This is a genomic window from Bartonella sp. AA126HLJHH (assembly GCF_042197425.1).
Taxonomy (GTDB): domain Bacteria; phylum Pseudomonadota; class Alphaproteobacteria; order Rhizobiales; family Rhizobiaceae; genus Bartonella.
This window is the reverse complement of record NZ_JBHIRU010000002.1, coordinates 146,069-173,004: the sequence shown is the minus strand read 5'-3', so window position 1 is coordinate 173,004 and position 26,936 is coordinate 146,069. Positions and strand designations below refer to the sequence as shown.

Here is a 26,936-nt window from a genome sequence, read left to right as displayed (position 1 = left end):
ATCACACTGACTTATAATAATAATTCATTGTTTTTTCATTTTGAATGAGAGCTCCTAATATCGTAAGCTTCACTCATTTCAAATCTGTTTATATTGAATCAATCAAAATCATTCTCTTGCACACCACAAGCGGGTCTGGCGTGTGGGTAAAATTTTTTTAAAGAAAGAGTTAAAATGCTCCTTATGAACCATCTCAAGTGCTAAGCGCTGTCGCAGCATTGAAAATTGGCAAAGTGTGTGATGATGCCGGCTTGCTCTCTTATGAAGCGTAAAGACGGGAGTACTCTATAAATTTTATAAACTTTATAAGGGACTTACCACTATACTATTCACGAACGCCGTCGCGAAATAGGTTGGGTACCTTAAGAAAGCTTTCTTTAAAAAAGCACAGTTCAAATTGCATACAAAATATATTAAATAATGCACATTCATTATCAAAATAAAAAATGTTCTCTTGTCAAACCTTTCATCTTAAACTGAAGTTTATTTTAGTTTATAAACTTCATTATCCGCTGGGAAAGCGCGAGATGTGACATCCTCTGCATAATTCTTTATTGCAGTTTCCATCGCTTGTTCAAGGTCTCCATAACGGCGTACAAATTTTGGCACATGAGAACCATAGCCCAACATATCTTCCATAACCAATACTTGCCCATCACATTGATTGGACGCCCCTATACCGATCGTAGGGATAGAAAGCTTATCTGTCAGTTTCACCGCTAAAGGTTCAACCATTGCTTCTAAAACAACAGCAAAAGCACCTGCCTCTTCAATCGCTGCTCCATCTGCTTCAATTCTTTGCCAATCATTCTCCTTGCGTCCTTGTGTTTTAAAACCACCAAAACGATTCATTGCTTGGGGTGTAAGACCAATGTGCCCCATCACTGGAATGCCACGTTTACACAAAAAATCTATTGTTTGGGCTATATAAACGCCACCTTCAAGCTTAACTGCACCACACCCCGTTTGTGCAAGAATGCGCGATGCATTTAAAAAAGCTTGTTCTGGACTTTCCTCATAAGATCCAAAAGGCATATCAATAACAACAAGAGCTTTTTGAGATCCACGCACCACGGCTTTCCCGTGTAAAATCATCATATCTAAATTAACAGGAAGCGTTGTCTCAAACCCATACACAACCATCCCAACGCTATCACCAACCAAAAGGATATCGCAATATGGATCAGCAATCCGCGCAGTATAAGCTTGATAAGCTGTTAAAGAAACAATTGGCTGTTGTCCCTTTCGTGCACGTATTTCGGAAGATGTTATACGCTTTACGGTTTTATGTACACTCATTTTCCACCCTTCTCTTGCAATATATATTGATCAATCAGCCTTACCTCACCAAAGCGGACAGTAAGGAGTAAAACCGCCGGTTTATTCAATGTTCCTTTAACCACGCATAAAGTTTCCATATCCCGTAAATCTATCGCTTCAATGATTGCACGCGTTTCTTGTTGTAAAATATCACGAACAGTTTTGCATAATTTATCAACCGACCGTTCACCTTCATGATAAAGCTTTTCAGCAGCTTTTCCACTTTCAGGAATAATTTTGGCAGCTTTACGATCTTCTAATGTTAAAAGCTGATTGCGTGAAGAACAAGCTACACCATCTGACTCCCGTAGAATAGGAACTCCAACGATTTCAATAGGAAAAGCCAAATCTTCAACCATACGCCGAATAATTAAAATTTGTTGAAAATCTTTTTCCCCAAAAAAAGCCTTATCTGCTTGGACAATGTTAAAAAGTTTAGCAACAACGCTTGTTACACCACAAAAGTGCCCCGGACGTAATTTTCCCATCAAAATACGTGATAATTTTTTCACTTGCACAATTGTATCATTTCCTAGTGGCCACATTTCATCGACAGAAGGAGCAAAAACACATTCAACACCTGCTTCTTTTAACAAAGCACAATCGCCTTTCAAATCTCTTGGATATTGAGAAAAATCTTCATGAGGTCCAAATTGCTTTGGATTGACAAAAATAGAAACCACTACGCGATCACACATTGCTCTTGCATACTGTACTAATGCAAGATGACCATCATGCAATGCCCCCATTGTTGGAACAAAACCAATCGAAAAACCTAAACGTCGTTCCTCTGAAGTATATTGGCGAACTTCAGCAATTGTCTTTAAAATTCTCATTTTCCCATTCAATTATCATCAGATCAACAAATTAATGCCTGTACACCAAATTGGCGCTCAAACAATTGTATCAAATTCATGCGCACTGACGGCTGCTTTATATCTCGTGGCTCCCAGACATGACGCATAAGAAAAAAACCCGTCAGTATAAAACCATTTATTATATCACTAAAATCAGCAGGACGAGTCGTTCTTTGTACAAGAAACTGTGGTAGAATGAGAAGCTTTTTTTTCCAAGGTTCTCCTGCTTCTTCACAGACAGCCCGACCAGATTTTGGTGATACGTAATGAAGCCTTTCCTGACGACCTGTTGCAGCACAACAAGATAAATCAAGACCAAAACCAAGTTCTTCAAGAAGCAGCATTTCAAAACGTACAAGCAATTCTGCATTTACAAATGGTTCATCAAAATTCTGCATAAAAAGGTGTAAAATATCATATAAAATGGGGTGCGGATCACGTTCGGGAAGAAGCCGCAAATGAAAAGCTATCAATTGCAAAGCATAAAGTGCTTCTGGTAGACAGATTAATCGTGCCGCATGTAAATCAAGAGCTTCAAGCCGAAAAAGTCCCAAATGTTCGTCTAAACGAGCCCACCATTCAGCCTCCACAAAATTTCCAGGTTGAAGAAGAGCTGCCATACGACGCGACCGCCCCCCTTTTACCACTCCCATATAACGACCATGTTCACGTGTCATAATCTCAAGAATAACACTTGTTTCACCATATTGGCGTGTACCAAGAATAACGGCTTGTTCTTTCCACTTCATTTTACTTTAATTATTTTTAAAAATCTTATTTTAAAAAATCCAATCCCATTTCGCGATAACGTTCTGGATCAGTATCCCAATTATCGCGCACTTTCACAAAGAGAAAAAGATGAACCTTTTGATCCATAATTTCCATGAGTTCTTTACGTGCTGCTTGACCAATCGCTTTAATTGTATCGCCTTTTGCTCCTAAGACAATTTTTTTCTGACTCTCACGCTCGACATAAATAACTTGATTAATTTTAACGGAACCATCTGAACGCTCTTCCCAGTTTTCTGTTTCAACCGTTGAGGAATAAGGAAGTTCATCATGAAGACGAAGAAAAAGTTTTTCACGCGTAACTTCAGCAGCAAGATGACGCATAGGCATATCAGAAATTTGATCTTCCGGATAATACCATGGCCCTTCCTGCATCATGTTACTCAACGCATGAAGTAAATCCTTGCAACCAGAACCGTTTAGAGCAGAAATCATAAATGTTTGCGCAAACTTTACACGTTCATTTATTTTAGTGGTTAACGCTAGAAGAGATGATTTAACAACTGTATCAACCTTATTAAGAACAAGAACTTTTTCTTGTTTCATATTGTTTACAATATCTAACATCATATCAACTTCATCCGAAAGACCACTTTGAGCGTCAATTAAAACGAGTAGAACATCAGCGCTCTTAGCCCCTCCCCAAGCAGCAGAGACCATGGCTCGTTCTAAGCGCTTATGGGGACGAAAAACACCCGGTGTATCGACCAACACAATTTGCACATCATCATGAATGACAATACCGCGGATTAAAGTTCGTGTTGTTTGTACCTTATGTGTTACAATTGAAACCTTTGTTCCAACCAATTGATTAACCAATGTCGATTTACCGGCATTAGGCATCCCAATAAGCACAACAAACCCAGAACGCGTTTTCATAACGTCACTCATGATCATTTTTTCCTACTGTTTTCCATACACCCTCTCGTCGCAAAATTTTTTCAGCTGCCATTCTTTCAGCATATCTTTTGGAGCTTCCCTGCCCAATCTCTGAAGCAAACCCAGAAATACTGACCTCTACCATAAAAACAGGATCGTGATCTGGACCTGAACGTTTTATAACCTGATAATGTGGTTGTGCATTGCCTTGGATATGCGCCCATTCCTGTAATTCTGTCTTGGCATCACGTCGACCAGCATCCATTTTCTTTGCCCGACTTTGCCAATATTTTTGAATAAAAGGGCGAACGCTTTCCAATCCTCCATCGAGATATATTACTGCAATCAAAGCTTCCACGACATCTGCATGCATGTTGATAAGTCGACGTCCCTCAAAATTTTTCATCTCAAAACCAACACGGATCATATCAGGAAGCCTCATTTCACGCGCAATATCAGCACATGTCTGTGCATTGACCAGATGATTTAAACGAACTGATAATTCACCTTCACTTGCCTGAGGAAAAAGTTGATACAGCATCTCTGCAATCAAAAGCCCTAAAACCCGATCCCCTAGAAACTCTAGTCGTTCATAATTCCCCTGTTCCGAATCTTGTACACTCGAGTGTGTTAATGCCTTCTTTAACCTCTCTTCATCTTTAAAACGATGCCCCGTCAGCTTGAAAAGCTGATCAATCATGAGACGTTTCATCGTTGCTTCCTTGCTTGATAAGCGGCAAATCATGAACCGTATTTATGAAAGAAAACAAACGTTTCCAACGCACATCAAATGGCCAGCGCCAAATCTGCCAAGCACTTGAACCATTACTGATAGAAAAGAAAATCACGCTCGCGCGACCAATAAGATTTTCTTCTGGAACATAGCCTACATCTAAACGACTATCATCTGAATTGTCGCGGTTATCTCCCATCATAAAGTAATGTCCTTGAGGAACTTCAAAGACTTCTGTATCATCAACTTTCGGGATGAAAGCTAAATCAAGTGTATCATAACTGACACCGTTAGGCATTGTCTCGCGATAAACCTCAACAGGATAGTTAACCTCTGTTATATCAGAATTATCAATCTCCCCCATAAAGTGACGTGAAACAGCCTCATCATTAATATAAAGGACACTTTGACGGACTTGTATACGATCACCTGGTAGCCCAACAACGCGTTTTATATAATCAATCTTCGGATTACTTGGTAAGCGAAAAACGACCACATCTCCACGTTGAGGTTGAGATGCCCAAATCCGTCCAGAAAAAAGAGGAGGAGAAAAGGGGATGGAAAAACGAGAATACCCATATGCATACTTAGAAACAAACAGATAATCTCCCACCAACAAAGTAGGACGCATTGAACCGGAAGGAATACTAAACGGCTGGAAAAAAAGTGTCCGAATAAACGCTGCTAAAAGCAAAGCCTGTATTAAAACAGAAATAAATTCACGAAGCCCACCTTTTTTTTCTTTTTTATGCACTTTATCTTTTTGGATCATCACCAACTGCCTTCTCATCACAGATATAATTTTTTTCATCATAATATTCAAATAACAAAAGCACAATCTCTCATGCCATCTATCCACGTGGAAGTGCTTCGATAATAATAAATGCCTGCGCCCAAGGAAAATCATCTGTTATACTAAGATGAATAACTGCATCATGATGAGGAGGTAATAACTTTTGAAGTTGTATTTGCGCACGATTTGTTAATTGCATTATTGGTTTACCAGACGGCAAATTAACTACCCCCATGTCTTTCCAATTGATACCACAAGCGATTCCCGTTCCTAAGGCTTTAGCACATGCTTCTTTAGCAGCAAATCTTTTTGCATAAGAAGAGGAGCTTTTTTTGAGATTTTCAGATCTATTTCTTTCAATATCCGTAAAAATACGTTCGATAAAATGCTCACCATAACGAACCAACATTTTCTCAATACGTCGTATATCAACCAGATCATTTCCAAGACCAATAATCATAAGATATTACCCGATCTTTCTTAAATTTATTTCTGTTTTAATACAGGCGATGAGCGCTTCTTTAAACGCCTTTTTTTTATAATCTTTTGGTATCGCTTTTGTTTAAAACGAACCGTTGCTCTGTAAACACCTATATAAGATAAACCACCAAAAACAATACCTAAAAGAGTTCCCCCTAAAATCATAGGACTCATAATTGTGTCCCATGCGCCTTTAAAGAGGAGAGAGAGATTTGACAATGTCAAACCATTAAATAGAGCACGAATTTGCGAAAGAGAAATCTCTTTGACATCGCTAAAAAGTGATAAACAAAAATACCCTACTTTATAATCAGCCATGACAATCAATAAAAATGTGAGTGGATTAGAAAAAATTGTCCCAATGATTGCGGCAGCAAAGTTTGCACGCAAAAGCCAAGAAAAAAATATTGCCAAAATAATATGCAGCCCAAAGAAAGGTGAACAAGCTAAAAAAACGCCAACAGCAACCCCTAATGCTACTTCATGCGGTGTTGCTGATATACGCAAAATACGTTTATGTATGTAGCAAAATGAGCGAGAAAATGAACGACGTGGCCATAACCAAAGTCGAATACGCGTTACAAAATCTATTGGTTCTCGACGACGAAAAAGCATATGACTCTCAATATACATCTTTTGATGATGAAATAATCTATATCATCCAAATTAATCTTTTTAAGCTTTTGCACAAAAAAAATATAACGACAATTAAATATTTCGACTGCCTGGTTTAATCGCGGGAAGAACAGAAAGCTCTGCAGGAAGTGCATCACTAGCATAAGAGGTTATCTCGTATTCAGCAAGCGCAATCAATGGAACTCCAACATTGACCTTACCACCAGAACGATCAAGGATACATGCACTAGCCAATACCTCTGCTCCTGCTGCAACAAGCGCTTCAACAGTCTCACGAATGGAAAGACCCGTTGTTACAATATCTTCAACAATAACAATCCGTGCACCCTTCTTGATTTCAAAACGACGCAATTCAAAGATGCCATTTACACGCTCTACCCAAAGAGAAGGAACACCAAGGTGACGTGAAGTTTCATAGGAAGGAATAAGACCGCCAATTGCGGGACCAACAACATAGTCAATTTTTCCCTCGATAGATTTTTTGATTTTTTCAGCCAATCCACGACATAACTTTTCCGTCAAGTCAGCATGCATGAATACTTTCGCTTTTTGCATATAAGTCGCACTATGGCGCCCCGATGTTAAAATAAAATGCCCTTCTAGAATAGCATCTGCTTGTTTAAAAATATCAATGACATCTTGTGTCTTCATTGCAAAATCTTTCTTTTTATCCATGAACCCGCCGTACTGTACTTACTGAACCTGCCTTTTTTAACTGAGAAAAAATACGATTCAAATGTTTTAAATCCCACACTTCCAAATCAATCATAATTTCTGTAAAATCTGGTGCTGTACGGATAAAAGATAAATTTTGGATATTGGCATCGTTAGCAGAAATTATTTGTGTAATTTCAGCCAGAGAACCTGGACTATTTACAACTAAAATATCCATCCGTGCAGGAAAACGTTCATTCATTTGGGCATCAATATCCCAGCGGACATCAATCCATCGTTCTGGCTGATCATCATACGCCATCAAAGCTGAAGACTGTATTGGATAAATAACGATCCCAGCTCCTGGCTGCATAATACCAACAATCCGATCTCCAGGTACTGCTCCTTCCGGTGAAAAACGTACGGGTATATCTCCACGGGTTCCTCTAATAGGCAATGCTTTAGATTGATGATTCTCGACCTTTGCATTCTTCTCATTTTCTGGAACTTTAAAAATCATACCTTGAGCATTTTCAATATTAAACCAACCTTCTTCCCCAGGCCTAAAAGATGACTTTTGTACCACACGGTGATCTTGATAATCAGGATAAACCGCTTTAATCACATCAGCGGAAAACAGCTCTCCACGCCCAACAGCAGCCAATACATCCTCTACATCTTTACGTGCTAAACGTGGCAAAACTTTCTTCAAAAGGTCTTTTGAAAATTGCTTTCCCATATATTCAAATGAACGCTCGAGAATACGATATCCTAAACCCGAATATTGTTTACGTACCGCTGCACGACTTGCTCGTCGAATAGCTGAACGTGCTTTACCCGTGACAACAAGAAATTCCCATGCTGCTGGCGGAATTTGAGCGTGTGAGCGAATAATATCAACCTCATCACCATTTTTTAATTTGGTCATTAAAGGCATAATACGACCATTGATTTTTACACCCACACAAGAATCACCGATGTCTGTATGGACGGCATAAGCAAAATCAATAGGCGTAGCTCCTTTAGGAAAAGCAATTAATCGACCTTTCGGCGTAAAACAAAAAACTTGGTCTTGAAAAAGCTCAAGTTTTGTATGTTCTAAAAACTCTTCTGGATTATCTCCATCAGACAAAGATTGTATCGTTTGACGCAACCATGCATAGGCATTCGTTTCACTTGATAACTTCACAGTCGAATAATTGGAACCATGCTCTTTATAGATGGAATGAGCAGCAACCCCATATTCAGCAACTTCATCCATAGCAGCCGTTCTAATTTGCAACTCAACACGTTGTCTTGAAGGGCCAACAATTGTTGTATGAATAGAACGATAATCATTTTGCTTTGGTATAGAGATATAATCTTTGAAACGACCAGGAACCATTGGCCATGTCGTATGAATGACACCAAGAGCACGATAACAATCATTCACAGACTCAACAATCACACGAAATCCAAAAATATCCGATAATTGTTCAAAAGATAATGCTTTACTTTCCATTTTGCGAAAAACTGAATAAGATTTTTTCTGACGGCTTTTAACATCTGCTTTAATGCCATTTTCCAAAAAAAGTTTTGTCAATTCATTTTCAATTGTGGAAAGCAAATCACGGTTGTGTTTCAATAATTCAGAAAGTCGATTGGTAATCGTACGATAACCTTCTGGATTTAAATAAAAGAAAGAGAGATCCTCTAATTCCTCACGCATATCCTGCATACCCATACGACCTGCAAGTGGCGCATAGATATCCATCGTCTCTTCAGCAATTCGCCGACGTTTATCATCACGCATAACACCAAGGGTACGCATATTATGAAGACGATCAGCAAGTTTGACTAAAAGAACACGAACATCATCAGAAATAGCAATAAGAAGTTTACGAAGATTTTCTGCTTGTACGGCTTTCTTTGATACAAGATCAAGCTTATTAAGCTTTGTAAGCCCTTCAACCAACTTCCCAATTTCAGAACCAAAAAGCTGATCAATTTCTGCTCGTGTAGCGCTTGTATCTTCAATTGTATCATGCAAAAGAGCAACAGCAATCGTTGCCTCGTCCAACCGCATATCTGTCAAAATAGCAGCAACTTCTAAAGGATGAGAAAAATAAAGATCACCTGATGCACGCTTTTGATGTGCATGCTTTTTCATTGCATAATCATAGGCCCTGTTTAAAAGAGCCTCATCTACGTCAGACTTGTAACGTTGAACACGTCCAACAAGCTCACACTGACGCATCATACGAGCATATCCTTTATCTTTTCACACCTCTAATCTTTATTGAACATGTCCTATCAATAAAAGACAAGAAAAATAATTGCTCCTTACATGACAAGGTATCTTTACTCCTGTAACATAAATTGCTGCAATTAATAATCGTCACTTTTTTCTGGAACAACCAAACCTTCAATACCCGCTAAAAGCTCTTCTTCTGACATATGATCAAATGAAGTACCTTCTTCTTGCGACGACGTATTAAAAACACTTTCAGCTTCACCTGAATGGGTAATAAATTCACTTGCCATTTCTGGCTCATCTACTTCCACATGCTTTTGCAACGAATGAATAAGGTCTTCCTTTAAATCAGCAGGCGACAATGTTTCTTCTGCTATTTCACGCAAAGCAACAACTGGATTTTTATCATTATCACGATCAACCGTAATCTGCGCTCCTTGTGAAATCTGACGCGCCCGATGACCTGCTAAAAGTACCAATTCAAAGCGGTTGTCAACTTTATCAATACAATCTTCTACCGTTACGCGGGCCATTTATGCCTCTTTCTCAAATAAAAAAATTTAATAGCGGATAAAGGAGTATATACAATAATCAAAATAAAACACAAGAAAAACAACACAAACTTTTATATTTTTTGATTAAAGAACTTATTTAAAAAAATTCTTGGAAAATTTAAAAATGTATAACCTATTCATGCTCGTTATCAAAATTTCTTTTAAAAGCATTCCAATAGATTGACTTCAAACAAAGGGAGGTCTTTCTTGACAAAAGACTTGTCTGGAGTCCTTATCCTTTTAAAAGGAATACCTGCTGTTTAAACCCTTTGCAATAACAGCAGTCTTATACATACTTTTTATGATAATATCTTTATCTAAAGAGAAAACTTTTTTCTTTGAACATCATGTGTATCGCACTCTTATTCATCGAATAAATTACTGAAAGATGACCTCTCTTTACACAATAATGAGCAATAAGTTTATATTAAACTTTCTTCTAAAAAAGTTTATTTATATTCATTATAGATTGTTTATCAAAACATAACCCGTCATATACGCTATATAAAGACTCACAAAATAGAAAAACGATTGATGCCTAACACCATGAATAGCCAATTAACATCACTGTGCCCAGAACCACCCCAAAATTGCAATTTATGTCCGAGGCTTCATCAATTTATCGCTGGCTGGCGTGTAAAAGAACCAAGTTGGTATAACGCACCGGTGCGCCCATTCTTTCCTTATAAAGGGCCAGATACAACACGCCTTCTTATTGTTGGGCTTGCTCCTGGATTACGCGGAGCAAATCGAACTGGACGTCCATTTACTGGTGATTATGCTGGGCACTTACTTTATTCAACTTTAAAAAAGTTTGGTTTTGCCCAAGGAACCTTTGAAGAAAGAGCAGACGATACTCTTGAACTTATTGATGCAGCAATTGTTAACTCTGTTCGTTGTGTTCCACCAGAAAATAAACCCACCGGTGCAGAAATTAACACGTGCCGCTATTTCTTCTCACCTCTTTTAACAAATCTTCCCAAACTTAAAGCCGTTATTACCTTAGGCACCATTGCGCACCATTCAACGATACGTGCCCTTAATGCAAAAGTTTTAGCTCACCCTTTTGGACACGGCGAAATCAATAACATCGGCAGATTACGCATCTTTTCGAGCTATCACTGTTCTCGTTATAATACAAATACTGGACGTTTGACAGACGCCATGTTTCATCAAATCTTTCAAGCAGCAAAAACATACTTAGATCAATGCTAAAACTGTTTTAAACAGCGCTATGAATAAAGAATATCTAGATCGCATCCATTAGCCATACCTTTTTAAAAGTCTTGCTTTCTCACGTCCCCAATCACGTTTTTTTTCCGTTTCGCGCTTATCATGAAGCTTTTTCCCCCGCGCTAGAGCGATCTCCAACTTAACGCGCCCTCGTTCATTAAAATAAAGTTTGAGAGGAACAAGTGTCATTCCTTCACGAGACGTTGCATTAAAAAAACGTGCCATCTCACGTTTTGAAAGTAATAATTTGCGCAAACGTCGTGGTTCATGATTAAAACGATTAGCCTGCGTATATTCAGGAATATAGCTGTTTACTAACCACAATTCCCCATTCTCAAAACTCGCATAGCTTTCAGCAATATTGGCATGATTAGAACGTAAGGACTTCACTTCCGCTCCCTGAAGGACAAGACCAGCCTCAAGATTATTAAGGATTTCAAAATTAAAACGTGCTTTACGATTGTCAGCAATTATTTTCCGTACGGGCGCGTTCTTTTTTTTATTCATGGCTTTGTCAATATCATTTTATGCTTTTAAAAGACCAGCATGACTGAGGGCTGCATCAATAATCTTCTTTGTTCTTTCTGTTAATGGAACAATAGGAGAACGCACAGTATCACCACAAAATCCTAATTTTGCAGCAGCATATTTAATACCTGCTGGACTAGGTTCAATAAACACAGCACGATTAAGAGGCATCAAGCGATCATTTAATTCTCGTGCTGTTTTATAATCACCACGAAAACAAGAGGCTTGAAGTTCAGCACAAAGCTTTGGAGCAACATTGGAGGAAACTGAAATACACCCCATACCTCCATGTGCATTAAAACCTAACGCCGTACAATCATCACCGGAAAGCTGCACAAAATCTTTTCCACACTTTTCACTTTGTTCACTAACGCGCTCAATTCTGCTCGTTGCATCCTTAACACCAATGATATTGTTAAAATCTTGATAAAGGTCTTTCATCGTTTCTACAGCCATATCGATAATAGAACGACCAGGAATATTATAAATTATAATCGGAATAGAAACAGCTTTGGCAATGGAAGAAAAATGCTTATATAAGCCAGATTGATTTGGTCTATTATAATAGGGAGTGACAACCAAAACTGCATCTGCGCCAGCTTTTTGCGCGTATTGTGCAAGCTCTACAGCCTCGCTTGTGCTATTTGATCCCGCTCCAGCAACAACAGGAACACGCTTTGCAACCTGCTCAACACACAATTCTATAATCCGCTTATGTTCTTCATGACTTAACGTTGCTGATTCACCTGTTGTCCCAACAGGGCTTACACCGTTAATCCCTTGTGTGATCTGCCATTCAACAAAATCACAAAACGCCTTCTCATCAATTGCGCCCTTGTTATCAAACGGTGTGATAAGCGCAGTTATAGCTCCCTTGAGCATGACAAACTCCCTATAATGTTTGCTTTTATTTTTTTAATAATCGCCTTTTATAAATTTTAAATAGAGCATAATCTTGCTCTATCATTGAAGCAAGATGAATTTCAAAAAAAGCCCCCATAAGATGAAAATGTCCCTCCTTAAATGTTGAACATTTCTTTAAAATAAGCCGTCTATATTAACGCGTTTTTCATGCTTGTGTTCTATAAATCCTTAAGTTTTTACAAAAAGCAAGGTCTCAAGGTCTTTTCTCTATGCGTGTATTTTCCACCTCTCTTTTCGTATCAACCTTTACTGCACTTATACTGGCAATAAGAATTTTATTTTCAAGTGCATACGCGCAAACACCCCTTTTGCAAGGGAAAGTACCAATCCCTTTGGTTCGCCCTACTCCCTTTACCGCAAAAGAAGCTCAAGAATCTCTTCAACAGACACACACAACATCACACAATACTGCTACACTTCAGCAACTGAAAACTGGGCTAGATGCACTAGCAAACAACAATATTGCAAAAACAATAAATCTTCGTAATTCAATGGAAAAACATAGCCTTGATCGTCATATTTTGACATGGGCGCTGGGGGTGTCAAACCAAGCTAATATATCCAGTTCTGAAATATTTAATGCAATCAACATGCTAAAAGGATGGCCAGGTATAGAAACGATGCAACGCAATGCTGAACGTGCTTTTCTTAACGAAACCAACGTCACACGCGCAATCATCCAAAAATTTTCTCATCACCCGCCCCAAACAGCACAAGGGATGGCTCTTTTCGCTAAAGCACTTATCGCAACGGGACAAACCACTCGTGCTCAACACGTTATTGCGCCATGGTGGCATAAAACACAGCTTAATGCAAAAGAAGAAGTATTTGTTCTTAAAAATGCAAGCGCTACATTAAAACCTATTGATCATTTGAAACGCATGCAGTTTATGCTGTATGCACATCGTTTTGATTCAGCAGCACGCGTTGCAAAATTAGCCCATGCTCAATCTCTTTTTAATGCTTTTGTGGCCGTTGAAAAAAATGATCCTAGAGCTACACAAAAATTAAAAGCTGTAGAGAGATCATGGCAAAAAGATCCTCTTTTTCAGTTTGCTCGAATACGCCATCTTCGACGAACAGAGCAATATGATGCGGCCGCAGCACTCATGATGAAAACATCAAAAGATGCATTTCGCCTTATGAACCCTCATTCATTGTGGAAAGAACAACGCGCCCTTTCTCGTGAAATGCTCGATTTAAACAAACCAAAAATTGCTTATCAACTCGTTGCAATGCACACTGGTATAACATCTGCATTAGCCATCGATGCTGAGTTTCATGCAGGATGGTATGCACTACGGTTTCTTCATAACCCTAAATTAGCAATGCAGCATTTTTCACGTATTCCTCAACTCTCTTCTTTACCTTTTTATGCATCACGTGGATATTACTGGATGGGACGAACAGCAGAAGCGCTAAAAGAACATCAAAATGCCCAGCAATACTTTCATCGCGCAGCTCATTTTGGTGCAACTTACTATGGTCAATTAGCCGCTGCACGACTCAACCAAAAAAAGCTTAAAGTTTTCTTTCCCAAACCAACAACCGCTGAGCGACAACATTTTAGTGCACGAAAAGCGATCAAAGCAATTCAACGTCTTGAAGCAGCCGGCTATGCTGATTTTGCTAAAATTTTTTATAGAGAGCTCGGAAAAAAAATAGAAAGCCCCGGTGAATTAGCTCTTCTGGCTGTTATGGCAGAAAAAAATGGAGACTATTATACCAGCCTCAAAATTGGAAAAATGGCTGTTTTTCAGGGGAAAAATGTCGGTGCACTCTCTCATCCTCTGGGAGCTATACCAGCTTCTGCTAATATTTCTGTAGAAGAAAAATCGCTTATCTATGCCATTGCACGCCAAGAAAGCGAATTTAATCCAACAGCCATATCAAAAGCAGGTGCACAAGGTATACTCCAATTGCTTCCTACAACAGCAAAAGCACTGGCAAAAAAATACTCAATCGCATGGTCTCCTAAAAAATTTAGCAGTGATGCTCATTATAATGCAACATTAGGTGCTCATTTTCTCAATGAACAATTAGAACGTTTTAATGGATCCTATATACTAACTCTTATTGGCTATAATGCGGGTCCCCGTCGAGTCAATGAATGGATAAAACGTTATGGCGATCCTCGAGGTCAATCTCTCGATAACGTCATTGATTGGATTGAACGTATTCCTTATACAGAAACACGTAATTACGTGATGCGTGTCATGGAAAATTATGGTGTCTACAAAGCAAGACTCACTGGGAAAATAGATATAAAAACCGACTTGCTTTCTGGTCGACGGAAATAATATGCCTTAACTTCCCAAATAGCATTTGAAAGCGTTGATAAGAAGTGTTTTTATTCCTTTTTAAATAGTACCATACCCACTTTCTTAGGACGTATAAGAAAGTAATTTTAATTGATTCAGTATTAATAAATTCGAAATGAGGAAACCCTACGCTATTTGGGTCTTTTATTTTAAATACAAAATGATGAATTATCATTATAAATCAACAGGTAGTACAAATAATTCATTTCTTCTCAACATAGACGACAATATCATAGAGATTACAAATATATAGAGAAGAGTGAAACAAATAGCTCATCCTTTTACTGTTGCTTATTAGTCAATATTCAAATCTTGTGAAACAGCATCTTTTAAGACTATTTTTTCCTGCTTATAACATTTCTATAACAAATAAGAGTACGTTATTATATATATCGTTTGGATTATCTCTGATAACAGAAAGACAGACTCATTGAGTTAGAAAGCCTTAAAGACAAACAATTCTCTTCTGCCCCTTCCCTTTTCATTCGGTTCTACGACTTTTAAATATGTCAATATCTTTTAATGATGAAGCTTTGCTTTTTTTCTTATTTTTACATATAAGCTCACATCCTTCACACAAAACAGAGTATCCCCAAATAGTATGTTTTTCTTATTTATATTATTGTTTTATTTTAATGTTTCTAAGTCCATTTCACAACGGTGTATCTGAAAAGTACTTACGAAAATCCTCTCACGAATGGTATAAAAATCGATTAGACCTTTAATTAATAAAAGCTATAGCTCTATCATCCCTTAACTCCCAATGATGCAAAAGCCCTTTCATTTAGAGCACTCATAAGAAGTATATTCACTGCTTCTTAGAAGTTTTTTATCCATGCTCCTCCTCAACTTGTATCATACGTAAGCGGATGGTTTTGATTGATTCAACATCAAAAAAATTCGAATAAATTGTATTTGAACTTTCATTAAAATTATAAATAGTCATTATAAATCAATATATTATAAGAAAAGCGCCCCGCATAAAAAATCAGCTAAATATTAGGGATACTCTAATTGTTTTATTCACTTTTGATGGTGGTGGTGGTGGAAAAGAACCAACGCGTCGAAGGGCTGCCATCGCTAATCGATCAAGTTCCGGGTCACCAGCAGAGACTGCTACACGACTAGAAAAAATACTCCCCTGCTCATGCACCATAAATTCTAACTTCACCGTTCCTTTTGTACGATTGGTGCGCTGTCCCACAATATAATTTTTTTGCCTTTCTAATTGTGACTGTACCTTTGCTAACCACTCCATTAACAACATATCTTCAAGCCCTGCTGTACCGCCACCCTTGTTGATAGAAGAAGAACGTACCGCCTTTGCATTGGAGCGCTTTACTACAGCCTTTGGCATCGGTATTGTTTTTTTGATAAACGCTTTATGCTCCACTTTTTGAGGTAGGGGTTCTTCCAAAGGCTTTAAGTCATCTTGTTCTACTATATGCTGAGGTTCTTCCGATTGAACTTCATCCACGGATTCCAATCCTTCTGACTCCTGCTCTAGGAGATCAGACTGTAATACTTCTTGCTCTGTATTAATATCCGACTCTCTATGAATATCTGGCAAGTCTGTATCAACATCCGGATATACAGTTTCTTGCATAAAAGTCAGCATAATCTCCGACGAGAGCAAACCATTACTTACACCAGTACTTTGAAAATAAAACTGTGCTGCCAATAATACATGCAAAAAGAAAGCCCCAATAAATGCACCAATCCAAAGAGTTAATAATTGTTTCGTATTTGCAAAAATCATCGTTTCTTCTGCCACTATTTTAAGCTTAATATTGGTGTTCAATCTCATTAAAACAGGCTATTTTGAAATTGCAACTTTTTTCTTGACTGATTTTGTCATGTTTAATATGGTCTTCTAATGATTTTGTGCCGTTGTCAAAATCATTCCTACTTGGCTGGCAAGTTTTAATCAGTGAGTCCAGCCTTTTTGTATTAAAAAATTTCAAAACAGAGAGGGGATGTTTAAAAGGGTTATGATGTGTTATGCAAATAAGACGAAAAAATATCTATAAAAGCTGTGTAATTTTAAGTGCATTATCGGTCTGTATACCTTCATTTGTTTTTGCACAAAATAAAGATGGAAGTGCTGTCACTGAACTCAAACCAATCCTTATTAAAGGAAAAAAAATAGAAGATGCTTCAAATTCAATAACCATTCTGACTGATCGTAAGACCAACAAGAATATTGATGAAAGACAAATAACTGATGTTTATGATGTGAGTCGTCTTAATCCTTCCGTATCCTATAACTCAGAAAATAACAGTTTCGTTATTCGGGGTTTAGATGCAAACCGTGTTCTTACGACAATGGATGGTATTTCTCTTCCATGGTTTAATGATATATTCCGTGGTGGAGGTGGAAACACGACTTTTGATTTCAATGCTCTTTCTACGTTTGATACTATTCAAGGATCAGATTCTAGTCTTTATGGTTCTGGCGCCTTAGGGGGAATCATTGCGTTGCGTACCCTTGATCCTGAAGACCTGATCGTGGAAGAAAAGAATTGGGGAAGCCTTATAAAAGGTGGTTATAATTCTGTTGATAACAGCTGGCGCATCGATCAAGCTTTTGCTGTGCGTAATTACCGGACATTTTTACTTTTTCAAGGATCTTATGTAGAAGGTCATGAGCGCAAAAATATGGGAACAGTAGAAGGGTATGAGGAACGCACGCGCAAAAACCCTTCTCACTTTGATAAAAATAACTTGCTTTTTAAAATTCATCAATATTTGAGTGATAATCACCGCCTTGGTTTTACCGCAGAGCGTTTTGGTCATAATAGTAACACACATGAATTAAATTCGTCTAAAAGATACGCTCCAGGTTCCGTTTATGAGCAGGATAATAAACTTCGTGAGCGCTTTTCTCTTTCTTATAATTATAATGGTAATGGTGATGCAGTTCTTGATGCGTTTAATGGGCAGCTTTATTGGCAAAGGCAATCAAGTCGTTACGTTATGACAGGCGTTCGTGTTTCAGCTCCCAAAGGGGATTATTTGAGAGATAATTTCTTGCGTAATATCAATTATGGTTTCAATGCTGATGCCCTTAAAAAAGTGGATTTTGGCACTATAAACCATACGTTAAAGTTTGTAATGAATGTTTCGTCATCTAAATTTCATCACTATTTGTTAGGTAAAGACAATTGTCATATAAAAGAATACGCTCGGGGATGTCTTTTTGTTCCTGCTAATCGATCAGATTCACCAGACACAAATGGTTACAATTTAGGTTTTGTTTTTGAAGATGAAATTGGGTTGGTTGATGATCGTTTTCGTGTAACACCGGGAATCCGGTATGATTGGTACAAATATGTTCCTCAGAAAACACCTTCTTATGAGAAAGCACTGATTTCTGATAAATTCCCTCCAGAAAGAAGTGGTTCACGCTTTTCTCCTAAATTACGCGTGGAGTGGGATGTTCGTAATCAAGTAACGCTCTATGCTCAGTGGGCACAGGCTTTTCGTGCACCACGTATTTCAGAACTTTACGTCTCTTATATCAAACCTTCTGCTTATTACGTGAAAGGGAATCCTGATCTTCAACCAGAAACAAGCAATGGGTATGATGTTGGTCTACGGTATGGAAATGTAAATTTCGGTGGTTCCTTCAATGCCTTTTTCAATCAATATAAGAATTTCATAGATACTGAGGATAGAGGGCCATCAGAGGAATTTAGATTTGCGCGTCGGCATTACATGAATCGTTTTCACGTGCAAATTTTTGGTGTTGAGACAAAAGCTCATTTAGTTCTTAAAAATGGTTTTCATAGCAATGTTGCTCTTGCTTATTCACAAGGAAAAGATCTTGATAAAAAGGAGTATCTTAACTCAATTCCTCCTTTGAAAGCAGTTATCGGATTAGGATATGCAAAAGAAGTTTGGGGAAGCGATATTATCCTTACTTTGGCAGCTAAACGTGACAAAGTAGCCGGAGAATCTGATTACCAAAAAATTCCAGGATATCATGTCGTTGATATGACAGGGTGGTGGAAACCATTCGGTGAAACGGGACCTATTCTAAGAGCCGGTGTTTATAATCTTTTCAATACAAAATATTGGAATGTATCTGAACTTCCTTCAGGTAAAAGTTCAACACCAAAAGATTATTATAGCCAGCCTGGTCGTAACTTTAAGGTGTCGTTTGTACAAAAGTTTTAGTCACTTCTGTTAATTATTCGGTCAATAAAATCGTATTGATAAAAGGATTAATTATTGTGTTTCTATTTTCAACATCTTTAAAATTACAAAGATTTGGTAGAAAAGTTTTAATTCTTTCTGTTTTATCGTTTTTTGATTGCTCAGCTGTTGACGATAGAGTGTTATTTTGTGATAGATTGAACTCTTAAAAGAATTTAATTTATTGCCTTGGAATTGTAAAATTTGAAAGTTAGTTTTTGAGTTAAGTAACATAAGGTAAATTCATGGCACATACAGCTGAAATGATTCTTCGTTTGCGTGAAGAAAAAAAAGAAATGCGAAACCGCGATTTTGCGGTTTCGATTGGTATATCTGAAGCGGAGCTTATTGCGGCTTATTGTACCATTGGAAAAGCAAAAAGGCTACAAACTGATGTTGCTACTCTCTTGGAAAATGCACCTCGACTTGGAACCGTCATGGTCTTAACTCGCAATGAATATGCTGTTCACGAAATAACGGGACGCTTTGAAAAAATTGTTCAAAACGAACATATTCCTATCACACTTGGTGAAATTGATTTGCGTATTTTTACAAAACAATGGAAGTTCGGTTTTGAATATGATGTCGTTATTCTTGGAAAACCTACAAAAAGTCTGCAATTCTTTGATCAACATGGCGTTGCTATTTTAAAGGTCTATTCTAAAGATATGACAAATATGGAAGAGTGGAATAAACTTGTTGAAAAGCTCCTTCTTGAAGATCAGTCTCCTGTTCTTAACATTCTTCCCGTTTCTCTCCCAGCCCAATGTGACATAACAGAATTGGATATTGAGAGTTTTCGGGATCGTTGGCGGAAAATGACAGATGTACACCAACTTCACAAAATTATTTCCGAATTTAAAATTAATCGACATCATGCTGTAAAATATGTTGGTAATGAATTTGCCGATGAATTACAGGTAAATGCTGTTGAAATGATGCTTAACCAAGTCGCACAACAAGAACTGCCAATCATGTGTTTTGTTGGGAATAAAGGGTGTATTCAAATTTTTAGTGGGACTGTAAAAAATATTAAGCAAATGGGACCTTGGCTTAATGTTCTTGATCCAAGATTTGACCTTCATTTACTCACGTCTGGGATTGCTAGAGTATGGCATGTTCGCAAACCTACCCGTGATGGTTATGTCAGTTCACTTGAAGTTTTCGATAAAGATGATGAGATGGTTATTCAATTTTTTGGCGTACGCAAGGAGGGTCAAAAAGAACGTGAAGATTGGCGTTCTTTATTGAATAGTTTGCCATCATGCCAAGAAAACAGCAGTAACTAAGATAAGATAAGGTTAGACATGTTCATATCTCTTTTACATAGGTTATCAAACCTTTTTCTTACGTGTTTACTGCTCTCTCTTACTTGTTTTTCTAAACAAGTAATTGCTGAACCTGCAACGCGTTTTCCTGAAAATGCTCGAATTGTTTCTATCGGCGGAGCACTTACAGAAATTGTCTATGCATTGGGAGCCCAAGATCAACTTGTCGCCCGTGATAGTACAAGCGTCTACCCACAAGAAGCGCTCAAGCTTCCTGTGCTTGGATATATGCGTGCTCTTTCACCTGAGGGGGTTTTATCGCTTGCTCCAGAGGGTATATTGCTTGTTGAAGGAAGTGGTCCCGCTTCAACAATTGATATTCTCAAAAAAACATCAATACCTCTGGTGATCATACCAGAAGACTACTCCCGTGAAAATGTGATAGAAAAGATTCGCCTCGTTGGTCAAGCCATTCATCGGGAAGTGCAAGCCGCGGCGTTAATTGAGAAATTGAAGCGTAATTTTTTAGACAACGATGCGCTTTTGGCGAAAGTAACAACACCAAAGCGTGTTCTTTTTGTTTTCTCTGTGCAAAATGGACGCGTCATGGCATCTGGGACAGGTACTGCAGCTGATAGTATGATCAAACTTTCAGGCGCTATCAATGCTATCACCGATTATAAAGGATATAAACTTCTCAACGGCGAAGCATTATTGAAATCAGATCCTGATGTTATTTTGCTTATAAAACATGGTGCAAGATCAACCAGCATTGATAAGATTTTAGCCATACCGGCAGTTCAAGCAACAACTGCAGCGAAAAATCATGCCATAAAACAGATGGATGCTATGTATTTTTTGGGATTTGGTCCACGTACTGCAGACGCATCAAGAGAGCTTATTGAGATACTTTATGGTGCACATCAAAACGGTAAGAGCTGATAAAAATGGTAGACGGTACATCCAGGATGCATTTACCTAAAGAAAAAGAAGGTAAAAAAATAAACCGTTCAAAGCAGGGAAAAATTTTATTATTAAGCTTAATAATATTCCTTATTTTCAGTATTTTTGGTGGGCTCTTGAATGGTGCAGCAAAGGTTTCTTTCGTTGATCTCCTCCATGTGATACTTACACAAGATTTTTCGGTAAGTAGTAAAACGCGTGATTACCTCGTGCTCATCGACATAAGGCTTCCCCGTGTTATCTTGGGATTATTGATTGGAGCAGCCTTAGCTGTCTCCGGTGTTCTTATGCAAGGGCTTTTTCGTAATCCTCTTGCAGATCCCGGAATTGTAGGTGTATCAGCAGGTGCTGGACTTGGAGCAGTCTTAGCAATTGTTGTCGGCATTGCTTTTCCTGTTTCTTTTGCACCTTTTCTAGAGCCTTATAAAGTTATCATAGGTGCTTTTTTTGGTGGACTTTTATCAACGATTATTCTCTACATAATAGCAACGCATAACAGCTTTACCTCTATTGCAACCATGCTGCTTGCTGGTATTGCTCTTGGTGCATTAAGCAGTGCAGTTGTCGGAACATTGATTTTTGTCGCAAATGACCAACAACTGCGTGATATCACTTTTTGGAGTCTGGGCTCTCTTGCGGGCGCTACGTGGTTGAAAGTATGGCTCGTTCTCCCTTTTATCGTTATTGGTCTTCTTTTCTCTCCCTTTTTATCACGAGCACTTAATGCCCTTGCTCTTGGAGAAGCTGTTGCTGGCCATATTGGTTTCCATATTCAACGCGTCAAAAACATTGCTATTCCCCTTGTTGCTCTTATGTGCGGTAGTGCTGTTGCTGTCAGTGGTGGTATTGGTTTTATTGGTATTATTGTTCCTCATATTTTACGTCAACTCATAGGTCCTGATCATCGCTATCTCATTCCTTGCTCTGCTCTCTTGGGAGCAGCATTACTTATTTTTGCTGATATGTTTGCACGCTTAATTGTTGCCCCCGCAGAATTGCCGATTGGGATTGTAACAGCACTTTTTGGTGCACCTTTCTTTCTATGGATCCTTATATGCAAACGAGGAACAGACTTTTCATGATTGAAGCGACAAATATTTGTGTTCAGCGCGGAAAGAAGCAGATTCTTAAACACATTAATCTTCAAGCTAAAAGTGGTGCTTTTACCATTATTATTGGTCCTAATGGATCAGGAAAAAGTACTTTTATCAAAGCTCTGAGTGGTGAAATTCCTTACAGTGGAAAAATAACCTTAAATGGTTATAATGTATGCCAAACAAAAACTCATGTAATGGCAAAAATGCGCGCTGTACTACCACAATCAACAACGCTCGTATTTCCATTCTTAGTCCGTGAAGTTGTAGGGCTTGGCCTTTCTGTAAACCAATTTAGCATTGCCAAAGCCGAATTGCAAAATCTTATCCAGAAAGCTTTAGAGTGCGTTGACCTTTCTGATTATGGCAACCTGTATTATCACCAATTATCAGGTGGAGAACAAGCTAGAGTACAACTTGCCCGTGTACTTTGCCAAGTCTGGAAACCTGTTCATAATGGGATTCCTCGCTGGATGATATTAGATGAACCTATTGCTAGCCTCGATATTCAACATCAAATCATCGTTATGGATATTGCTAAACAATTTGCTCATTCTGGTGGCGGCGTTCTTGCTGTTCTTCATGACCTCAATCTCGCGGCACATTATGCAGATAACATGATCTTGCTCAAGGAAGGTGAGATTTATTGCGAAGGAAATGCAACTAATGTGTTGACAACACAAAATCTCCGCAATGTTTATCATTGTTCTTTAAACGTTTCTGAATTACCTAAAGAAGATATCCCTTTTATACTCCCTCAAACGACATCCTCCTATGAAATTAGATCTCTAGGCTATCGGCTTCAATCTAAAAACTAAAGTCCGTAGCAAAATAAAACACGCAAATATTCAAGAATCTTTTTTATTTTCATATGAACTCCTTTTTGTCATCTGTCATTAAAAAAGAAGACCAATTACCCTAAAGATATTTTTGGAAAAAAATACCAGTTTAAAATCTTTTAAGATTTTACGTAACTAAAAACATGTGAAATTTTATTTGCTATCAAACTGTTATATCATACAAATTTATACAACATAAACATGCGTTTTCCCACTCTTTCTATCACTTTTATCTTTATAAAAATGATTCAAGAAATGCGTATAAATGCCTTTGTTATAATAACGGGTGTATTATTATATCTTCTAAGGACCATATAGAAATCAAGTACCTTTCTCCCCTGCATAAAAGATTTATTTGTAACTTTAATGGTAATGTTTTCTTTATAATACATATACTTTAGCTTATTTGTATAAATAAATATTGATTTACAATGATATTTTTACTTTTCTCTCTCTATTAAAAAATTGTTTATTGGCATATCACAAAGAATTAACCTATTGAATAAAAACTTTAAAATAAACTCAATAACGCTTTTTGTAAGCCCCCTAATGCAAAAACAATGCGGAATATAGGGATGAGGAGAGAGTATAGAAATAGCGTTTGTCTTCTGCTTCATAAGCATAATGATGATTCCACTCAAAGGGGAACTATCATTTACAGATAAAGCCTCCTACCATGGCAATGCAAAGAAATGAAATTGACAACAAGGTGAGAAATATCTTTATAAGATGAATTAACTCATACAGGGGTATGCTATTTTTGCACAAAAAAAACGCTAAAAATATTGTACTTTTTTATGCCTCAGGTTGAATAATTTTATTACCTTCCCCTATCAAAACACCTTATGAAAAAATATATCTCCAGATCTCTTCACGGCACAGTTTAAATGATTTTTACACATTTTCCCTATGTTATCATACAATTATAAAAAAGTTATGATTTTCTTTTTTTATAATAAATTATATCCTTAGCTCTTTCTTTCAATCATTTTAAAATTGTTTTTTGACTCTCTCAAGTATTCTATTAACAATATAGATTTCCTTTTCATATGCATAGAAAATAACGCGGAATTGCTCCGCGTTAACAAAATTATCAAGGTGTATAGATTATTATTACTTAAACATACTCATGATTTTATAGCATAGACAACGGTTGTATTAACAGGGCGCGTTTCTGCCTCACCCGTATGGGAAAGAGTTACCTTGTGTGTATGTGCACCAGCAGAAGCTGTTCTCCCTTTCAGGGTTGCATTATAAGTATAATGATTCGGGAGTCTCCCAATATCACCAACGGGCCATCCTACCCCTTGATACTCAAAATTATGCGCATGCTCGCCTGCGTTTTCAATACTCCCAATATGTGTATGTGATTTTATGCTATCTTGTTGTTCATCTGCAAACTTTCTACCACCATCTAAACCCCGACCATTATCAAAGCCGCGTAAAAACATGCCTCTAAAATCGGGAACTTTAAAAGTTTTATTGCTGTCTTTTCCCCATTTATCACCTATTGCCTCGAATAACTGCGGATAATCTTCACGCTTATAGGCCTTACCATCACATAAAAGCCAACCATTTGGCACATTTTGCATAGCAAATGTTGCAATGAATCCAGAGGGGAAACTTTCTATCTTTGGTGGTGTAGGGTTTAATAAATACCAACCCTCATGCTCTTTTATTAAAACACCATTATTGTATACCATTTCATAAATGCCATCTGTTTGAAATTCTCCACCTTCTAATGGTATAATCCCCGTATCAGTGGCTTTATAGATAAGCTTTTCTCCTATATTATTAACAGTTATTGTTGTCACGCCAATATTTACACCACAAGCTTTAAAACGTATGACGATATCATTGTTGTATTTCTTTATAGGCGAAACTGTCTTTAAGGTAATTAATGTTGTTTTATCTTCCAAATTTACTATAAAGCTTGAATTAATAGATCCACCATTATCTGCAAGATATTCGCGCACGCGCTGCATCATCGCCCTTGCACTATCATTAACAGAACTAGGCGGCTGTCCTTCTGCCCAATTAATGATACTATCTGAATAAGCATTTTCATCAGCCTTTAGAGACCAATCATAGATATTAGACATTTTAAATCCCCCATTATTTTCATAGTTTTTCTAATAACTTCTCGTTCTGTGCACTAAAATGTGCTGTCGCTGTTTATTGGTACATCATAACCACTGCACCATCCTTATTTACGCATTTTATCTCTCTTCACTCCTTCCAATTTTATAACCTAAATTCACCAGACGCTTTTCATAACATTAGTATTAATGCTTTCTCTTCTAATGTATAATGTAACCACCTCATCTGATGTTACTTAATATCTTGTTTTGTTGCTTTGCTGTTGTTATATAATTATTTTTTCAATCTTGCATCTTGTTGCAAAATTTATAAATACTTCCAAAATTTTTCTTATTATGGATTTCATATAACCATTACTGAATGTAATAACTTATCATCCACATAGAAAGTTTCTGACTTAAACATTATCTTTTTTTATTTTTTTTCAATAGTTTAAATCTATCTCGTCGATATTTTATACCATATATTTTAAACAAAGAAATTCTATCTTTTGGCTATCATTTGTATTAAAACTTTAAAAATTAGCTTCAAATTTTTTGCATGCTTCATTATGTTTTTATTCACATGCAGATACTTTGTTCTATTTTATTCAATTGATTTCTGAAATTGTGTCACAAGATTAGCACCAATGTTTTTTTGAATAAGCTTTTGTTCAATCTAAATGTATCACAGAGAATATATTCAATATGGACATTTGCTCCACACTTTCATTAAACTGGAAATAAAATACTTTGAAATATTAAATATCACACACCTTCACAAAATTTGAAGGTTGTATCCGATCCGGAAAAAATTAAAAAGCATAACCCAGCCCCTCCCCCAATTTTTATGAACAATATCCTTGTTTATGAAACGCCCCATAACCAACTTTCCCCCTCCCACACTTAGCACATCCCCCTCTATATATTATTATATGTATATTTTTTTTGCAAGAACAATAAATCATTCTAAACAACATCTTGCAATTATTGGTGTTCTTCTTAATTCAAGGCAATATTATTTTTATAATAAAGATTAGGTATTGTTTCTCGCTTTTATTTATCGCATTCTTAATGCGAACATCCCCCTCATGAAGAATAGAATGCCCCAAACAAAATATAATGATATTGCATATTACGCACTTTTTAAGAAATATTGCTCAAAATATACTCCTTTCATTTTACGACAGCGCACGTCAATGATACAATAGCAAGCCATTATAGATCATCAGCTTTAAGCTTTTGAAGATACAAGTGGAATCCATCATACATTTTGTTGGCTCCCACGTTTTGACAGCCTCACTCTTAGAATGTTCATTAAATGACATTTGGCTTCCTTTCTTCAAGTGCTTTGCCCCATACGCTCCCACTTATGACGTGCAAGGAAGTGTTTTTATACGAAAAGATATATGATGAGAGGATCTTATGGTATTCTGAGTTATTATTTTAATATGAAAAAAATCTCAATCAAAGCCATAAACTATCTACTTTTCCCTGATAATCCGTTTTTAACTTTATTCTGGTTTATAAAAGCTTCAATATCATAGTTTATCACTTCATAAT

Annotated in this window: 22 protein-coding genes; 7 read left to right on the top strand and 15 right to left on the bottom strand. The window is 37.3% G+C overall.

The window, feature by feature from the left end; genetic code table 11:
• Positions 1-483: 483 nt before the first annotated feature.
• From panB to rpoZ, 11 genes are all read right to left on the bottom strand, one after another.
• Positions 484-1,299 carry a 3-methyl-2-oxobutanoate hydroxymethyltransferase gene (panB, locus tag ACFIQC_RS01955; protein ID WP_375620722.1) on the bottom strand — a complete coding sequence of 272 codons (816 nt, stop codon included), beginning with the start codon at positions 1,297-1,299 and terminating at the stop codon, positions 484-486.
• A complete protein-coding gene (gene panC, locus ACFIQC_RS01950; protein ID WP_375620721.1) occupies positions 1,296-2,156 on the bottom strand; it encodes a pantoate--beta-alanine ligase in 861 nt (286 codons plus the stop codon). The genes panB and panC overlap by 4 nt, the downstream gene beginning before the upstream one ends.
• A gap of 23 nt (positions 2,157-2,179) precedes the next feature.
• A complete protein-coding gene (gene recO / locus ACFIQC_RS01945) occupies positions 2,180-2,926 on the bottom strand; it encodes a DNA repair protein RecO (protein WP_375620720.1) in 747 nt (248 codons plus the stop codon).
• Positions 2,927-2,951: 25 nt separating this feature from the next.
• Complete coding sequence (era, locus tag ACFIQC_RS01940; RefSeq protein WP_375620719.1) at positions 2,952-3,857, bottom strand: GTPase Era; 906 nt, start codon at positions 3,855-3,857, stop codon at positions 2,952-2,954.
• Positions 3,850-4,557 (bottom strand): ribonuclease III, encoded by a 708-nt coding sequence (rnc, locus tag ACFIQC_RS01935; RefSeq protein ID WP_375612949.1) that lies wholly within the window; start codon positions 4,555-4,557, stop codon positions 3,850-3,852. Before rnc ends, era begins: the two co-directional genes overlap by 8 nt.
• The gene (lepB, locus tag ACFIQC_RS01930; RefSeq protein WP_375620718.1) at positions 4,538-5,350 is read right to left on the bottom strand and encodes a signal peptidase I; all 813 of its coding nucleotides are present in this window, start codon (positions 5,348-5,350) and stop codon (positions 4,538-4,540) included. The genes rnc and lepB overlap by 20 nt, the downstream gene beginning before the upstream one ends.
• 79 nt (positions 5,351-5,429) lie before the next feature.
• On the bottom strand, positions 5,430-5,831 hold the full coding sequence (acpS, locus tag ACFIQC_RS01925) for a holo-ACP synthase (protein ID WP_375620717.1): 402 nt from the start codon (positions 5,829-5,831) through the stop codon (positions 5,430-5,432).
• A gap of 26 nt (positions 5,832-5,857) precedes the next feature.
• Entirely contained in the window at positions 5,858-6,466 is a 609-nt protein-coding gene (locus ACFIQC_RS01920) for a DUF2062 domain-containing protein (protein WP_375610146.1), read from the bottom strand.
• 93 nt (positions 6,467-6,559) lie between these two features.
• Positions 6,560-7,138, bottom strand: a complete 579-nt coding sequence (gene pyrE, locus ACFIQC_RS01915; RefSeq protein WP_375620810.1) for an orotate phosphoribosyltransferase — start codon at positions 7,136-7,138, stop codon at positions 6,560-6,562.
• A 16-nt stretch (positions 7,139-7,154) separates the two neighbouring features.
• Positions 7,155-9,380: a RelA/SpoT family protein gene (locus ACFIQC_RS01910; protein WP_375620716.1), complete on the bottom strand. Its 2,226-nt coding sequence runs from the start codon at positions 9,378-9,380 to the stop codon at positions 7,155-7,157.
• A 128-nt stretch (positions 9,381-9,508) separates the two neighbouring features.
• Complete coding sequence (rpoZ, locus tag ACFIQC_RS01905; RefSeq protein WP_273791104.1) at positions 9,509-9,907, bottom strand: DNA-directed RNA polymerase subunit omega; 399 nt, start codon at positions 9,905-9,907, stop codon at positions 9,509-9,511.
• Between the two features lie 567 nt (positions 9,908-10,474).
• Here rpoZ and ACFIQC_RS01900 point away from each other — a divergent pair.
• Entirely contained in the window at positions 10,475-11,143 is a 669-nt protein-coding gene (locus ACFIQC_RS01900) for a uracil-DNA glycosylase (protein ID WP_375620809.1), read from the top strand.
• Between the two features lie 48 nt (positions 11,144-11,191).
• Here the strand turns inward: ACFIQC_RS01900 and smpB are convergent, their stop codons facing one another.
• Complete coding sequence (gene smpB, locus ACFIQC_RS01895) at positions 11,192-11,668, bottom strand: SsrA-binding protein SmpB (protein WP_012231306.1); 477 nt, start codon at positions 11,666-11,668, stop codon at positions 11,192-11,194.
• Positions 11,669-11,686: 18 nt separating this feature from the next.
• Positions 11,687-12,571, bottom strand: coding sequence for a 4-hydroxy-tetrahydrodipicolinate synthase (dapA, locus tag ACFIQC_RS01890; RefSeq protein ID WP_375629370.1), 885 nt, complete (start codon positions 12,569-12,571; stop codon positions 11,687-11,689).
• Between the two features lie 251 nt (positions 12,572-12,822).
• Here dapA and ACFIQC_RS01885 point away from each other — a divergent pair, with 251 nt between their 5' ends.
• Complete coding sequence (locus ACFIQC_RS01885) at positions 12,823-14,913, top strand: lytic transglycosylase domain-containing protein (RefSeq protein ID WP_375620714.1); 2,091 nt, start codon at positions 12,823-12,825, stop codon at positions 14,911-14,913.
• Positions 14,914-15,922: 1,009 nt separating this feature from the next.
• Here ACFIQC_RS01885 and ACFIQC_RS01880 read toward each other — a convergent pair.
• On the bottom strand, positions 15,923-16,693 hold the full coding sequence (locus ACFIQC_RS01880) for an energy transducer TonB (protein ID WP_375706689.1): 771 nt from the start codon (positions 16,691-16,693) through the stop codon (positions 15,923-15,925).
• Between the two features lie 242 nt (positions 16,694-16,935).
• On the opposite strand from ACFIQC_RS01880, the gene ACFIQC_RS01875 reads away from it, so the two are divergent.
• From ACFIQC_RS01875 to ACFIQC_RS01855, 5 genes are all read left to right on the top strand, one after another.
• A complete protein-coding gene (locus tag ACFIQC_RS01875) occupies positions 16,936-19,113 on the top strand; it encodes a TonB-dependent hemoglobin/transferrin/lactoferrin family receptor (protein ID WP_375620713.1) in 2,178 nt (725 codons plus the stop codon).
• A gap of 263 nt (positions 19,114-19,376) precedes the next feature.
• Entirely contained in the window at positions 19,377-20,420 is a 1,044-nt protein-coding gene (locus tag ACFIQC_RS01870; RefSeq protein ID WP_375620712.1) for a hemin-degrading factor, read from the top strand.
• Positions 20,421-20,438: 18 nt separating this feature from the next.
• Positions 20,439-21,341, top strand: a complete 903-nt coding sequence (locus ACFIQC_RS01865; RefSeq protein WP_375620711.1) for a hemin ABC transporter substrate-binding protein — start codon at positions 20,439-20,441, stop codon at positions 21,339-21,341.
• Positions 21,342-21,346: 5 nt separating this feature from the next.
• Positions 21,347-22,444, top strand: a complete 1,098-nt coding sequence (locus tag ACFIQC_RS01860; RefSeq protein ID WP_375612958.1) for a FecCD family ABC transporter permease — start codon at positions 21,347-21,349, stop codon at positions 22,442-22,444.
• The gene (locus ACFIQC_RS01855) at positions 22,441-23,274 is read left to right on the top strand and encodes a heme ABC transporter ATP-binding protein (protein ID WP_375706666.1); all 834 of its coding nucleotides are present in this window, start codon (positions 22,441-22,443) and stop codon (positions 23,272-23,274) included. The genes ACFIQC_RS01860 and ACFIQC_RS01855 overlap by 4 nt, the downstream gene beginning before the upstream one ends.
• 1,148 nt (positions 23,275-24,422) lie before the next feature.
• Here the strand turns inward: ACFIQC_RS01855 and ACFIQC_RS01850 are convergent.
• Positions 24,423-25,397 carry a tail fiber protein gene (locus ACFIQC_RS01850; protein WP_375706665.1) on the bottom strand — a complete coding sequence of 325 codons (975 nt, stop codon included), beginning with the start codon at positions 25,395-25,397 and terminating at the stop codon, positions 24,423-24,425.
• Positions 25,398-26,936 lie beyond the last annotated feature (1,539 nt).